This window comes from Agromyces allii (assembly GCF_009749385.1).
Lineage (GTDB): Bacteria > Actinomycetota > Actinomycetes > Actinomycetales > Microbacteriaceae > Agromyces > Agromyces allii.
The window spans coordinates 231,774-245,048 of sequence record NZ_WBIN01000006.1 but is presented as its reverse complement, the minus strand read 5'-3'; the positions used below and the strand labels follow the sequence as shown (position 1 = coordinate 245,048).

Genomic DNA, 13,275 nt, shown 5'->3' with positions numbered 1-13,275 from the left:
CCCCGTCCATTCTCACCCACGCGGCGCAGCCCGAGGGACCTCCGCGGCGCTGGCGGACGCCGCCGCCGAGGTCGACGCGAGGCCGTGGATCGTCTCTACTCCGATCGGCCCGATCGACCGAGGCGATCCACGACGAGGTCGTAGAGTTCCGCGATCCGCCGGGAGTCCCGGCGGAGCTCGTCGATCTCGCCGCGAAGCGCCGCGACCTCCGCCTCGAGCTCGGCGACCCTGCCGGCGCCGGCGTCGGCGTTGCTCTCGACCGATTCGTTCTCGTTCGTGGGATCGGACATGGCCGGCTCCTCCTGTCGGGCGCTCGGGGCGCCGTTGCGAATGATGAGGTGCACCGACCGGCGGAGTCCGGCGGAGGTGCGGCGCAGTGCCTTCCGTTCGACTTCGAACTCGAGGCCGAAGGGTCGGATCTCCTCGACGAACCAGTCGAGCGGCAGGTGCCACGTGTCGGGCCGTTCGTGCTCGTAGCGCGGCGAGAGCGTGTCGGGGAACGAGACGACGGCGACGCCGTCTCGACCGAGCACGGCACGCAGCAGTCGGAACGTGTTCGCGCGAGCGTCTCGCGGCAGGTAGGCGAGGACGTCGCCGAGAAGGACGTGCACCGGCCGCTCCGCGCCGGCCTCCTGCTCGATGAGCTCGAGCACCGCATGGGAATCGGCGAGGTTGACGCGCCGCACCTCGAAGGCGCCCGCCGAGCGGGCGGATGCGGCTCGCAGGGCCGTGCGAGCGAAGTCGACCGCGAGCACGCTCCTGCCGGCGCGAGCGAGCTTCGCGGCCGCCGCACCCGACCCGCAGCCGAGATCGAGGATCCGGTCGCCGGGCGCGGAGGCCGCGATCATCCGGCCGGCCTCCCGACCGGCGCGAGCGGACCGCCCGCCGCTCCCGGCGTACCGCTGCTCCCAGAACAGGCGCGTGAAGTCGAGGACGCCGAACCAGTTCTCGAACCTGCGCCGCGTCGGCGGAGGCGTCTCGAACCGGAACGCGGGGTCGGGCGTGGCCCAGGTCGGTCCGTAGCATGCGGCGAGCCACGCCTCGGGGTCGGCGACCGCCGGAAGCATCCGCCCCCCGATCTCCAGGTCCGCGAGCGGTTGCAACTGGTCGACGGCGAGCGGCGCCCGCACGTGGATCGGCTGGTTGTACGCGCCGCCGTGGAAGAAGCCGAGGAAGAGGTCGACGTGCGGCGGCTGCTCGTTCGTCGCACCGCCGATCTCGAGCTGGAGGTGCGCATCGCTGTGCCGCACGACATGGTGCCCGGCGGCCGCCATCTCCCGCTCGAGTCGGTACGACGCGAGCGAGACTTCGGTCGGGGACGCCTCGCCGAGATAGACGAGGAGGTCGACGTCGTCGTCGCGTTCGAGAATCGCGCCGGAGCGCACGGCACCGAGCAGCGTGCCTCCGGTGATGCTCACGTTGTAGCCGAGGCCGTCGAGCTGCGAGATCACGAGTTCGGTCGCATCGAGGAGGAGCTCGTGCAGCGCTCGACTGGATCCGGCGACGAGCGTGCCCCATTTGTCGACGACGGTGCCGGCGGCCACGAGGTCGGCGATCGTGCGTCCGGACGACGCCCGCCCGAGCCGGTAGGGGCCCTCGACGAGCCGTACCCGATCGGTCGCGCTCCGGATGGTCAGCTCACCCGTGCCCCCGAGGTGCGGGCGCACCGCCGACGGCCATTCGAGCCGATGCCGGCCCGATTCGATCGGCGGCAGATAGGACGACCAGAGTCGCCGGCCGTCGATCTCGATGTCGATCGCGACCGGCTCGGGTCCGGACCGAGTCGCAGAGCCCTCGACGATGGTCGGCGACCACGAGAGTTCGCTTCGCGTCACGCGCAACTGCGCCGCGTCGGAGGGGGTCACGCGGCCATCCTGATGCTCGACATTCCTGAGGGGGTATCCGACATTGTATCCACGACCGCCCGGATGCCGCGTGGGAGCCCCCGGCATCCGTCCGGACCATGCCGGCTCGGTCGCCCGAACCTCCGCGGAGTCGTCCACGGCCCCGGTCGACGTAGAATCGTTCGGTTGCGCTTGCGAAGGAGACGACATGAGTTCTGAGATGCGAACGGTCGCGGTGGTCCTCGCGGGCGGCGTCGGCACGCGCGTCGGCCTCGGCATGCCGAAGCAGCTCATCCGGATCGCCGGCAAGGCGATCGTCGAGCACACGCTCGAGGCGCTCCACGAGCACCCCGGCATCGATGAGATCCTGGTCATGATGAACGCGGCGACGGTCCGCGAGCTCGACTACCTCGACGATCCCGAGCGGTTCCCGAAGCTGCGCGCGATCCTCCCCGGCGGCGAGACCCGCAACGAGAGCACGCAGCTCGCGATTGCGGCGCTCGGCACCACCGACGTCAAGGTGCTGTTCCACGACGCGGTGCGGCCCTTCGTCGACGAGCGCATCATCCGCGAGTGCATCGAGGCGCTCGACGAGTTCGAGGCCGTCGACACGGCGATCCCCTCGGCCGACACGATCATCGAGATCGACGCGAACCAGGTCATCACCGGTATCCCCGCCCGATCGACGCTGCGTCGCGGACAGACTCCGCAGGGGTTCCGCCTCTCGACGATCCGCCGCGCGTACGAGCTCGCGGCCGGCGACCCCGCCTTCGCCGCGACCGATGACTGCGGCGTGGTCTTCACGTATCTGCCCGAGGTGCCCATCAAGGTCGTGCTCGGCACGCCCGAGAACATGAAGGTCACCGAACCCCTCGACATCCACATCGCCGACAAGCTCTTCCAGCTGCAGTCGGCGGCGTTGAACACCGGGCAGCTCGACGGGGTAGACCTGCACGGCCGATCCGTCGTGGTGCTCGGCGGTTCGTACGGCATCGGCGCCGCGATCGTCGAGCAGGCCCGCGCCGCCGGCGCCGTGGTGCACTCGTACAGTCGCAGCACGACCGGAACCGACGTGACCTCCCGTGAGCAGGTCGCCGCGGCACTCGCCGCTGCTGCCGCCAACGGTCCGATCGACTACGTCGTGCTGACCGCCGGCGTGCTGACGATCGCCCCGCTCGCCGACACATCCGAAGTCCTGCTGCGGGACACCATCGAGACGAACCTCATCGCTCCCGCGACGGTTGCTCAGGAGGCGCTGGCCTACCTCGAGCCGACGCGCGGGCAGCTCCTGCTCTTCACGTCGAGCTCCTACACGCGCGGGCGGGCGGGCTACAGCGTCTACTCGGCGACCAAGGCGGGCGTCGTGAACCTCACCCAGGCGCTCGCCGACGAATGGGCCGAGCTCGGGGTCCGGGTGAACTGCCTGAACCCGCAGCGCACGAAGACCCCGATGCGCAGCGCGGCGTTCGGCGACGAACCCGCCGAATCGCTCCTCGACCCCGCTGCCGTCGCTCGCACGTCCCTGGGTGTGCTCGTCGCCGACATGACGGGCCAGATCGTCGACGTCCGGGTCACCGGGCCGTATGTCTCCGCCGGCTGAGACGACCTCGAATCGACGATCTCCCACGCGATAGCCTTGACCCCATGAGCCTCGCCCGCCGCCCAGCCCTCGCCGGCGCGTACGCGACGTTCGTGCTGTTCACCGCCTTCGCGGGGCAGTTCTGGCGCAACCTGCTCGGCTGGTGGGGGTTCGGCGCCGCCGTCGCGATCGTCGTCGTCGGCGGCATCCTGCTCATCGCGCACGTGCGCCCCCGGTGGATCTGGCGCCGCACTCCGAAGTCGACGCTCGCGTTCCTGCTGCTGGCCGTGCTGTCGCTGGCGTGGTCGTTCTATCCGGGCGCCACGGCGCTCGGGCTCGCGATCCTGTTCGTCACGACGTTCGCCGCGGTCGCGCTCGTGCTCTGCCTGCCGTGGTCGCGCATCATCGCGTCGCTCGCGTCGGCGATCAAGTGGATCCTCGCGCTCTCGATCACGTTCGAGCTGTGGGTCGCCGTGTTCGTGCGCGAACCCCTGCTGCCGAACTTCCCCGACTTCGAGGTCACGGGCGAGAAGCTGCCCATGGCGTTCTACTGGTCGCGCGGCCTGCTGCTGCACGGCGGCCCCATCGAGGGCATCGTCGCGAGTCGCAACCTGCTCGGCATGGTCTCGCTGCTCGGGCTCATCGTGTTCGGCTGCCTGCTCGCGGCCGGCAGCATGCGACGGGCGCCCGGCATCTCGTGGCTCGTCGTGTCGGGCCTCGTGTTCGCGCTCACGCGATCGTCGACGATCATCCTCGTCGCCGCGCTCGTCGCGGTCGTGCTCGTGTTCGCGATGTGGACGCGCCGGGTCGGAGCCGGGCACCGCCGAAAGGTCTACTGGACCGCAGCCGGCGTCGTCGCGGCATCCGTCGCCCTGCTGCTCGTGTCGTGGAACCTGCTGCTGCAGCTCTTCGGCAAGGGCGAAGACCTGACGGGCCGTACCGACATCTGGGCGAGCGTCATCGACCTGGCCCAGCAGCGACCGATCGCCGGCTGGGGATACGTCGGCTACTGGGTGCCGTGGGTCGAGCCGTTCAAGGAACTCGCGGTGCGCAAGGGCGTAACCTACCTGCAGGCACACAACGCCTGGCTCGACATCTGGATGCAGCTCGGCGTCCTCGGCCTCATCGCGTTCGTCGCGATCGTCATCGGCGCGCTGTGGCGCTCGTGGTTCCTCGCGGTCGATCAGCCTCGGGATGCCGCGGGCCGCCCGCTCCCCTACTCCGCGGCGTCGCTGCTGCCGCTCCTCGTGCTCTTCGCACTGCTGGGGCAGAGCCTCGCCGAGAGCCGCCTGCTCATCGAGATCGGATGGCTCCTGCTCATCGCGATCGCGTGGGCCACGAAGCGCCGCCAGTGGACGAACGACCCGCTTCCCGCCGAGCCACGGCCCGCACGCTCGCACGCCGTGGCGTTGGCCGAGCCGCCCGCACCCGCACCGCCCTCGGCACCGCCCGCGCCCGCACCGCCCGGCCCCTCGGCGTCGCCCGCATGACCGCGGCGCCCACGTTCCCGAAGGCGCTGCGCGAGTTCGCCGGCTCGGCCCGCTTCGCCCAGGCTCTCTCGCTCGCGGCCATCGGCGTCGGCCTGTCCACCCACCTGATCCGCAGCCTCATCGGCTGGCCCGGGCTCGTCGCGATGATCGCCGGCATCCTGGCACTCTGCGCCGTCTCGCTCGTCGCCAGGTGGCGGGCGGTCGAGTGGTACGGCATCCTTCCGCTGACCATCCTCGTGTTCGTCGGATGGTGCGCGGCCTCGGTGCTCTGGAGCACGACGCCGACCGCGAGCGCCCTGCGGGTGACCTACCTCGTCGGCTTCGCCTTCATCGGCGTCTACGTGGCGCTCATGCGCGACACGATCCAGATCGTCCGCGCCTTCGGCGAGGTCACGAGGGCGCTCCTCGGGGTCTCGCTCGCGCTCGAGGTGTTCTCGGGCATCCTGCTCGACCTGCCGATCGCGTTCCTCGGCATCCGCGGCGATATCACGGCCCTCGGCCCCATCCAGGGCATCTTTGGGTCGAGGAACCTGCTCGGCTTCATCGCCGTCGTGGGCCTGCTGACGTTCATCGTCGAGTGGCGCACGCACCTCCTCTCCCGCGCCGGCGCGATCGCGTCGATCGCACTCGCCTCGGTGTGCATCGTGTTCTCCGGGTCGCCGACCGCATGGATCGCACTCGCGGTCGCACTCGTCGCGCTCGCGGCGATCTACGGTCTCCGACGAGCCGCCCCCGCAACGAGATGGCGCTGGCAGATCGCACTGCTCGTCGCCGTGATCGCCGTGATCATCACCGCGTGGCTCCTGCGGATCCGCATCATCGAGCTCCTCGACGCGCGCGCGGAGTTCGACGTGCGGCTCGATGTCTGGCGCGAGGCATCCCGCTACCTCGCCCTGAATCCGCTCCAGGGCTGGGGCTGGGTCGGCGCCTGGCCCGACTCGTCTCCGTACCTCTGGATCGAGGCCGCCACCGGCCGTCAGCACACGTCGGCGCTCAGTGCCTACGTCGACGTCTACTTCCAGGTCGGCGTCATCGGCGTGCTGCTCTTCGCCGCCCTCATCGGCGTCGCCCTCGTGCGCGCCTGGCTGCTCGCCACCGGCCGCCGCAGCGTCGTGTACCTGTGGCCCGCGCTCATGCTCGTGACGATCGCCGTGACCTCGTTCGCCGAGAGTTTCGCGATCACCGAGGGCGGATGGATGCTGCTCGTCGTCTGCGCGGTCAAGGCCGCACGGGACATGAGTTGGCGCGACGCGCTGGCGAGCTCACGGGTGAGCTGAACGATCACGCGCGCCGGCCCCGCCAGAGGAACGCCTCCGGCGATGCAGCCCGCTCGAAGGGGCGGCGGGTCCGCCGATCGGCGAACCCCCGCCGCCCTGAAACGGGTTGCTACTTGGCGTTCATCGCGTCGACGGCTTCGGCGATCGGGCCGTCGAAGATCTTCTTGCCCTTGTTGATCACGATGCCGCGCTCGCAGAGCTCCTGCACCATGGCCATGTTGTGGCTGACGATGAGCATCGTCTTGCCGGCCTGCGCGAGCTCGTGGATCTTCTCCGTGCACTTCTTGCGGAACGGGGCGTCGCCGACGGAGAGGATCTCATCGACGAGCAGCACGTCGAGTTCGACGTGGATCGCGACCGAGAACGCCAGGCGCAGGAACATGCCCGACGAGTAGTGCTTGACCTCCTGGTCGATGAATTCGCCGATCTCGGAGAACTCGACGATCCGATCGAATCGCTCATCGATCTCCGCCTTGTTCATGCCGAGGATCGCGGCATTCAGGTAGACGTTCTCGCGCCCCGAGAGGTCGGGGTGGAATCCCGCTCCGACCTCGATCAGGCCGGCCACCCGGCCGCGGGTGAGCACCCGACCGGCGTCGGGCTCGAGCACGCCGGAGACGAGCTTGAGCAGGGTCGACTTGCCGGATCCGTTGAACCCGAGCAGCGCGACGCTCTCTCCTTCGCCGACGGTGAAGGCCACGCCGTCGAGGGCGTTGTAGGGCGTCGAACCGACCTGCTTGCGCTTGAGGCGCGAGATGAACGCCTCCTTCATGGAGTGCGTATGCCGGATCTGGAACGTCTTGCGAACGTTCTCGACGATGATGCTCGGACGCTTCTGGGTGGTGGTGATCTCGCTCATAGGTCTTGTGCGAAGCTCCGTTCGAACCGGCGGAAGACGATCTGCCCGATCACGACCAGCACCGCGCAGATGCCGAGCGAGACGAAGATGTTCCCGACGATTCCCGGGGAGAGCGTCTCAGCCGCCCCGCTCGTGGTCGGCAGCCAGAACGCGTAGTGGAAGAGTTCGACGGCCGTCGTGAGGGGGTTCAGCATGTAGACGGTGAACGCCCACCCCTTCAGCGCCTGCTCGACCATGGCGATCGTGTAGAGCACGGGCGACGCCCAGGTCGAGAGCATGCGGATGATCTCGACGAAGTTCTGCGCGTCGCGATACCGGACGTTGAGCGCGCCGAAGAGCAGCCCGAGTCCGAGGCTCATCATGAGCACGATGACCAGCCCGATGGCGAACGCCGCGAGCGAGAGGAACGTCGGGGCCCATCCCACGAGGATGCACGCGAGGAGGAGGATCGCGACCTGCGGAAGGAAGTGGATCAGGGCGATGATGATCGTCGAGATCGGGAACAGCTCACGCGGCAGGTAGATCTTGCGGACGAGCGCGCGATTGTCGACGATCGAGCTGGTCGCGTTGCCGAACGCCTCGTTGAAGAGGTTGATCGCGACGACACCTGCGAAGAGGTAGATCGCGAAGTTCTCGACGTCTCGGTGGAACTGGAGCACCACGCCCATGACGAAGTAGTAGATGAGGAACTGCGCGGCCGGCTTGACGTACGACCAGGTCCACCCCAGCACGGAGTTGCGGTAGCGCGTCGCGGTGCCCTTGCGGATCAGGAGCCGAAGCAGGTAGCCGTGATTGAACACGTCCAGAATGCCGCGCCCGCGCCCGGGCGTCTGGAACCCTGTCAGGTCGACAGATGTCATGAACTCGCGATCTTTCGAATATCGAAGGGCCCCGGATCGTCCGAAGCCCCTCGGCATACTAGCCGAGAAAGCTTAGCGCGTTCGGCGTCAGCTACCCGGCCAGCAGCCGCGAAATCGTGCGCGTGTCCATCGGGAGGACGGTCGCCCCGACGGGCACCGCAGAGGCCGGGATCGCGGTGAGTTCGCCGGCCTTCGGCAGGTACAGGGCGCCGGTCTTGGCGTCCTTCAGCACGAGATCCCTTCGGATCAGGCCGCCGCCGATCTTCAGCGTCTTGAGCGAGGCGTCGGTGAGCTCGGTCACGGTGAAGCCGGTGACGAGTCCCGGCGCGACCGGGTTCAGCACGCCTGCCGACGCCACGTAGGTCTGGCCGCCTCCTCGCAGGAAGACCTCGAGCGGCGTCGGGTCGGCTGCGATGAGTGCCGGTTCGGCGGGGTGGACGACCGCGTAGCGCGCCGTGAGACCGAGGTCGACGGCGACGCCCCAGTTCGGCAGGGTGTGCTTCGCCGCACCGTCGACGAAGACGGCCTTCGGCGCGTTCGAGCCCTGGATCAGACTTCCCGAGGCGGGCGCAGGCCCGCGCACGGGGAGCCTGGACATCGAATCGGCTGCGATCCCCAGAGGGGACGCGGCGACGCCGCCGTTCGCCTCGGTCATCGCGACTGCCGAGATGGGCGCGAACCCGCCCGCCACGGAGACCTGGATCGCGGAGCCCGACTTGAGGAAGAGCGGTCCGTCGAGACGGTTCCCAGCTCTCACCGGGATCCGGTCGCAGATCGAGCCGTTCATCGACGTGAACCGGTTGCCCGCGAGCGCGACCGTGCCGACCCACTGGCGCTGTCCGCCAGTGACGGCGTACACGTTCGTCGGCCCGCACTTCGCGAACGTGCCGAGCGGGACGGCCGCGTCGACGTATCCGTCGCGACGCGCGACCGGCAGTTCGGTCGCAACCCGCGGCAGGCCGTACTCATCGGCGAGCGACCACCGCGGAACGTACACGAGGTCCCAGCCGTTGACGAGGTAGACACGACTCGTCCCGGCGAAGGAGACGAACGCCCCGATCGCGAGCGCCGGGTCGCCCTTCGCGATCTTGCCGAGCGTGCCGGGTGAGACCGTGACGATCGTCGGCCAGGCACCGCCGTTCTGCGCGGTGAGCTGATCCGGGGAGACGACGTGGCGGAGCTTCCCGTTCCGCACGACGCTCACCTCCGACCCGCCGGTCGCCTGCATGAAGAGCTGGCCCGACACCGTCGACGCCGATTTCTTCAGCAACCGGCAGTTCTCGTTCGACAGCGGGGAGACAGGCAGTCCGCCCGCGCCGCCGTTGAGCCGGACGAAGGATCCGCTCGAGGCCGCATACACGGTCGAGCCGCAGGAGACGGCGAGGCCGACGTCGGCGACCCTCGTGTATCCGCCGATGACGACGTCGTCGACCGCCACGGCGGTCTTCGCGAGGCCGTACTCCGGCGCGTACGTCCAGTCGCGAAGGCGTTGGAGGCGATCGCGGCCGTCGACGTAGTAGACCCGGCCGGTGGTCTTCGAGGTGATGAACGAGTGGGGCGGGGCGAGGGTGCGCCCCTGCTTGTAGCCGGCGAGCAGCGCAGGCGAGATCCGCGCCATGTACGGCGCCGTCCCGCCGTTGAAGGCGGTCGGTGCCGCGCCGATCAGCTTCGACGCCGTCGGCCGCTCGAGCATGCGCGAGATGCCGTCGGGGCCGGTGCCGAACTTCGTCATCGCTGCGCCGGCCTTGAACCGGGCGAAGAGCGCGCCGGAGACGTCGAGATATCCGGACGCGCTGCAGACCGATCCCCACGCGGCCACGAGTTCGCAGGTCTGGAACCAGTGCGTCGCGCCTCCTTGGAGCAGCGCGATCCGCCCCGACTGGGCGTTGCGGAGGAAGACCGTCGCGTTGCGCCCCTTCGGGATGCTGTCGAGGAAGGACTGGCTGAGGATCCGGATCCCGCCGAGCCCCGTCGCGAACTCGCTCAGGTCCGCCGGAGTCGTGATGTAGTGCTTCGTCCCGCCCGAGATCAGGTAGACCATCGATCCGCCGTCGGCTCTGGCGATCATGTCGTCGAGCTTCTGCGTGCTTCCGAACCAGTCGGTGAAGATGCGCCAGAAGTTCCGGTTGCCGTACGACGAGCATCCGTCGCCCGTGCCGTAGAGGTTGGCGAGCGCCGCGGAATTCGGGCGGTAGGGCGTGTAGAGGTAGAGCCCCGCGGTCGCCTGGTTCTGGATGTACACGCTCGAGGTCCCGCATCCGGCGTTCGGATGCCAGTAGATGGTGTTCCAGCGCCCGGCGGCGTAGGCACGGTCGGGCCGCGCCTGGTACTTCTTGAACTGCCAGGAGGCGTTGTACACCTGGTTGAAGAACCCGTAGTAGTTGGCGTCGCAGTCGGCCGTGTCGGGACATCCGTAGCCCGTCGCCGAACGGTACTGGCGCGCGGTGGGCCAGGTGTCGCTCACGAGGCCCTGCTCCTTCTCGAGCAGCACGATCAGCACGCGGGGGTTGATGCCGCACGCCTTGCCGACGCGCACGATGATCGACGCGGCGGTCTCGTTCGTGGTTGCGGCGGTTGCGGAGCAGCCCTCGGATCGGGCGGGCTGCGCGGCGGTGCTCTGGCGGTAGCTCTTCAGGCAGGTGTACCCGGCCCGACACGTCGGAACCCTGGCGTTGAGGAACGACTGCACGGCGGCGACCGTCATCGTGCTGCTGTCGTAGAAGACGCCGTCGCTCATGATGTTGCCCGGGTCGAACCCCGAGGCGACGGCCGCGTCGGCCGGTTGCGTGCCGGTGCCGGTCAGGCTCGGCATGGCCGTCAGCAGGCCCGCGATCAGGCCCACCGAAGCGATGATGCTCGCGAGACGACGCCACCCCATGTCACAACCCCCGTTGTCGCTGCCGCACCCCCCGATCAGGCGGCAGTACCTGACATGCTACGGCCGGATGCCGCTCAGAGCGAGGAATGACCCCCGCAGCGCGCCACGGATAGACTGTGCGGGGCCCATGCGGACCGACGGCGTTCACGAGGTCGCCGGCGCGCATGCAGGCCCCGATCCCCCGCCCCAGACCGATTCCGGAGCACCGACATCATGCAAGGCAACGTCCTGATCACCGGCGGCGCCGGCTTCATCGGAAGCCGCCTCGCGCGGCGCTTCGTCGACGAGGGCTACCGGGTGACCGTGCTCGACAGCCTCATCCCGCAGGTCCACGGCGACGACCCCGACACGACGTCGCCGCTGCTCGCGTCGATCCGCGACATCGCGACCGTGATCCGCGGCACCGTGACGAACGCCGACGACGTGGCGCGCGCGATCGCCGACCAGGACATCATCGTGCACCTGGCCGCCGAGACCGGCACGGGCCAGTCGATGTACGAGATCGACCGGTACGTCGAGGCGAACGTGGGCGGCACCGCGAAGATCCTCGACGCGCTGGCGAACGGCCCGCACCACGTGCGACGCATCGTGATCGCCTCGTCGCGTTCGATCTACGGAGAGGGCGCCTACCGCACCCCCGCGGGCGAGCTCGTCTACCCGTCGCACCGCGACGACGCCGCGATGGCCGCCGGCGACTTCGACGTGCACCAGCCCGGCGTCGACGGCCCGCTCGAGCTCGTCGCCACGACCGAGGCCGCGACGATCCACCCGTCGTCGGTGTACGGCATCACCAAGCACGTCCAGGAGTCGCTCATCATGACGGTGGCCCCGACGATCGACATCGAGCCGGTCGCGCTGCGCTACCAGAACGTCTACGGGCCCGGGCAGTCGCTCAAGAACCCGTACACGGGCATCCTCTCGATCTTCTCGACCCTGATCCGCCAGGGAAAGTCGATCAACATCTTCGAAGACGGCGAGGAGAGCCGCGACTTCGTGTTCATCGACGACATCGTGAACGCCACCTACCTGGCCTCGACGGTTCCGGATGCCGCGGCGCGCGTCATCAACGTCGGCAGCGGGGTCGCGACCACCGTCTCCGAGGTCGTCGCGGCGCTCTTCGACGCGTTCGGCACCGAGGTGCCGACCACGATCTCGGGCAACTACCGCCTCGGAGACATCCGCCACAACTACGCCGACACGACCCTGCTCGCCGAGGTGCTGGGCATCGAGTCGACGGTCGACTTCCGCGACGGCGTGCGTCAGTTCGTCGAGTGGGTGCTCACCGAACCCGTCGAGGGCGACAACTACCAGCGTTCGCTCGACGAGATGGCCGCCAGGAACCTCCTGAAGTGAGCGCTCCACGACTGCTCACGGGCGGCCCGTTCCCCGCGAGGGCCAACAGCCTGAACATGTTCCGGCTGATCCTGGCCGTCCTCGTGCTCTTCGCCCATGCGTGGTTCACGGCGGGCGAGGGCGGCGGGCCGAGCATCCAGGGCGAGAGCCTGGGCGGGTGGGCGGTCGCGGGCTTCTTCGTGGTCAGCGGGTTCCTCATCACGACGAGCCGGTTCACGAACACGGCCGGCGACTTCCTGGTGCACCGCATCGCGCGCATCTTCCCGGCGTTCATCGTCTGCCTGATCGTGATGGCGCTCGTGTTCGCGCCGATCGCGGCACTGGTCGAACGCGGGACCCTCGCGGGGTTCTTCAGCACGCCGACGACGCCCCTGAACTTCATCTGGGCCAACTCCGGACTGAAGATGGTGCACTACGACATCGCCGGCACGCTCTCGACGGTGCCCTACCCGAACGCGTGGAACGGTTCGCTCTGGACCCTGTACTACGAGTTCCTCTGCTACCTGACGATCTGGCTCCTGGGCTCGCTCGCCGTGGTGCGGCGCTCCCCCGTCATCGTCACCGCGGTCTTCGCGCTCAGCGTCGTCGCGTACGCGAACATCGACCTGGCCCGACGCCTCGGCCTCAACGAGGACTTCGCGCTGCTGATGCGCCTGCTGCCGTTCTTCATGGGCGGCTCGATCGTCTACTACGTGATCCGCCGCTTCGGCGTGAGCGCGACCGTCGGCATCGCCTCGCTCGTGATCATGGTCGTGCTCATCGCCCTGATCCCGCGGTGGGGCGGCCAGCTCTCGGCGCCGTTCATGGCCTACGGCCTGCTGTACCTCTCGACGGTGATCCCGCAGCCGAAGTTCATCGCGAAGAACGACATCTCCTACGGCTTCTACATCTACGCGTGGCCGATGCAGCAGCTCCTCATGCTGCCGGCGCTCGCCCAGTACGGCATGGCGGTCTACATCGGCGCCACCGTGGTGCTCACGGCGATCTTCGCGGCCGCGAGCTGGTTCCTCGTCGAGCGGCCGGTCATGCGCATCGCCCGCGGGCGTCGGCCTGTGAAGCCCGCCCCGGTCGGCGTCGCGGCCTGACGGAGGCGTCGGGGCGTCGTCGTCGGCGCTCTGCCCCCCGCCTGGCGTGC

At 69.1% G+C, this 13,275-nt stretch carries 9 protein-coding genes; 5 read left to right on the top strand and 4 right to left on the bottom strand.

Going from position 1 to position 13,275, the window contains the following annotated elements:
- Nucleotides 1–95: 95 nt before the first annotated feature.
- Entirely contained in the window at nt 96–1,865 is a 1,770-nt protein-coding gene (locus GQR16_RS09275; RefSeq protein ID WP_170298446.1) for a methyltransferase domain-containing protein, read from the bottom strand.
- Between the two features lie 187 nt (nt 1,866–2,052).
- Between GQR16_RS09275 and GQR16_RS09270 the strand changes: the two genes are divergently transcribed.
- Genes GQR16_RS09270 through GQR16_RS09260 form a run of 3 tightly spaced genes read left to right on the top strand, consistent with a single transcriptional unit; the run spans nt 2,053 to nt 6,190 of the window.
- The gene (locus GQR16_RS09270; RefSeq protein ID WP_246200679.1) at nt 2,053–3,444 is read left to right on the top strand and encodes a bifunctional cytidylyltransferase/SDR family oxidoreductase; all 1,392 of its coding nucleotides are present in this window, start codon (nt 2,053–2,055) and stop codon (nt 3,442–3,444) included.
- Nucleotides 3,445–3,488: 44 nt separating this feature from the next.
- Entirely contained in the window at nt 3,489–4,913 is a 1,425-nt protein-coding gene (locus tag GQR16_RS09265; RefSeq protein ID WP_157414855.1) for an O-antigen ligase family protein, read from the top strand.
- Nucleotides 4,910–6,190, top strand: coding sequence for an O-antigen ligase family protein (locus tag GQR16_RS09260; RefSeq protein WP_157414854.1), 1,281 nt, complete (start codon nt 4,910–4,912; stop codon nt 6,188–6,190). The genes GQR16_RS09265 and GQR16_RS09260 overlap by 4 nt, the downstream gene beginning before the upstream one ends.
- Before the next feature lie 109 nt (nt 6,191–6,299).
- Here the strand turns inward: GQR16_RS09260 and GQR16_RS09255 are convergent, their stop codons facing one another.
- The 3 genes from GQR16_RS09255 to GQR16_RS09245 form a co-directional block, all read right to left on the bottom strand.
- Nucleotides 6,300–7,049, bottom strand: coding sequence for an ABC transporter ATP-binding protein (locus tag GQR16_RS09255; RefSeq protein ID WP_157414853.1), 750 nt, complete (start codon nt 7,047–7,049; stop codon nt 6,300–6,302).
- On the bottom strand, nt 7,046–7,909 hold the full coding sequence (locus tag GQR16_RS09250) for an ABC transporter permease (protein ID WP_157414852.1): 864 nt from the start codon (nt 7,907–7,909) through the stop codon (nt 7,046–7,048). Before GQR16_RS09250 ends, GQR16_RS09255 begins: the two co-directional genes overlap by 4 nt.
- 91 nt (nt 7,910–8,000) lie before the next feature.
- The gene (locus GQR16_RS09245) at nt 8,001–10,787 is read right to left on the bottom strand and encodes a hypothetical protein (protein ID WP_157414851.1); all 2,787 of its coding nucleotides are present in this window, start codon (nt 10,785–10,787) and stop codon (nt 8,001–8,003) included.
- 213 nt (nt 10,788–11,000) lie between these two features.
- Here GQR16_RS09245 and GQR16_RS09240 point away from each other — a divergent pair, with 213 nt between their 5' ends.
- Both GQR16_RS09240 and GQR16_RS09235 read left to right on the top strand, forming a co-directional pair.
- Nucleotides 11,001–12,140 (top strand): NAD-dependent epimerase/dehydratase family protein, encoded by a 1,140-nt coding sequence (locus GQR16_RS09240; RefSeq protein ID WP_157414850.1) that lies wholly within the window; start codon nt 11,001–11,003, stop codon nt 12,138–12,140.
- Entirely contained in the window at nt 12,137–13,225 is a 1,089-nt protein-coding gene (locus tag GQR16_RS09235) for an acyltransferase family protein (RefSeq protein WP_157414849.1), read from the top strand. Before GQR16_RS09240 ends, GQR16_RS09235 begins: the two co-directional genes overlap by 4 nt.
- Nucleotides 13,226–13,275 lie beyond the last annotated feature (50 nt).

What these genes read in the sequence shown, in the direction of transcription:
- GQR16_RS09255 (WP_157414853.1), bottom strand. Translation starts at nt 7,049, where the DNA reads ATGAGCGAGATCACCACCACCCAGAAGCGTCCGAGCATCATCGTCGAG.
- GQR16_RS09265 (WP_157414855.1), top strand. Translation starts at nt 3,489, where the DNA reads ATGAGCCTCGCCCGCCGCCCAGCCCTCGCCGGCGCGTACGCGACGTTC.
- GQR16_RS09250 (WP_157414852.1), bottom strand. Translation starts at nt 7,909, where the DNA reads ATGACATCTGTCGACCTGACAGGGTTCCAGACGCCCGGGCGCGGGCGC.
- GQR16_RS09240 (WP_157414850.1), top strand. Translation starts at nt 11,001, where the DNA reads ATGCAAGGCAACGTCCTGATCACCGGCGGCGCCGGCTTCATCGGAAGC.
- GQR16_RS09270 (WP_246200679.1), top strand. Translation starts at nt 2,053, where the DNA reads ATGAGTTCTGAGATGCGAACGGTCGCGGTGGTCCTCGCGGGCGGCGTC.
- GQR16_RS09260 (WP_157414854.1), top strand. Translation starts at nt 4,910, where the DNA reads ATGACCGCGGCGCCCACGTTCCCGAAGGCGCTGCGCGAGTTCGCCGGC.
- GQR16_RS09245 (WP_157414851.1), bottom strand. Translation starts at nt 10,787, where the DNA reads ATGGGGTGGCGTCGTCTCGCGAGCATCATCGCTTCGGTGGGCCTGATC.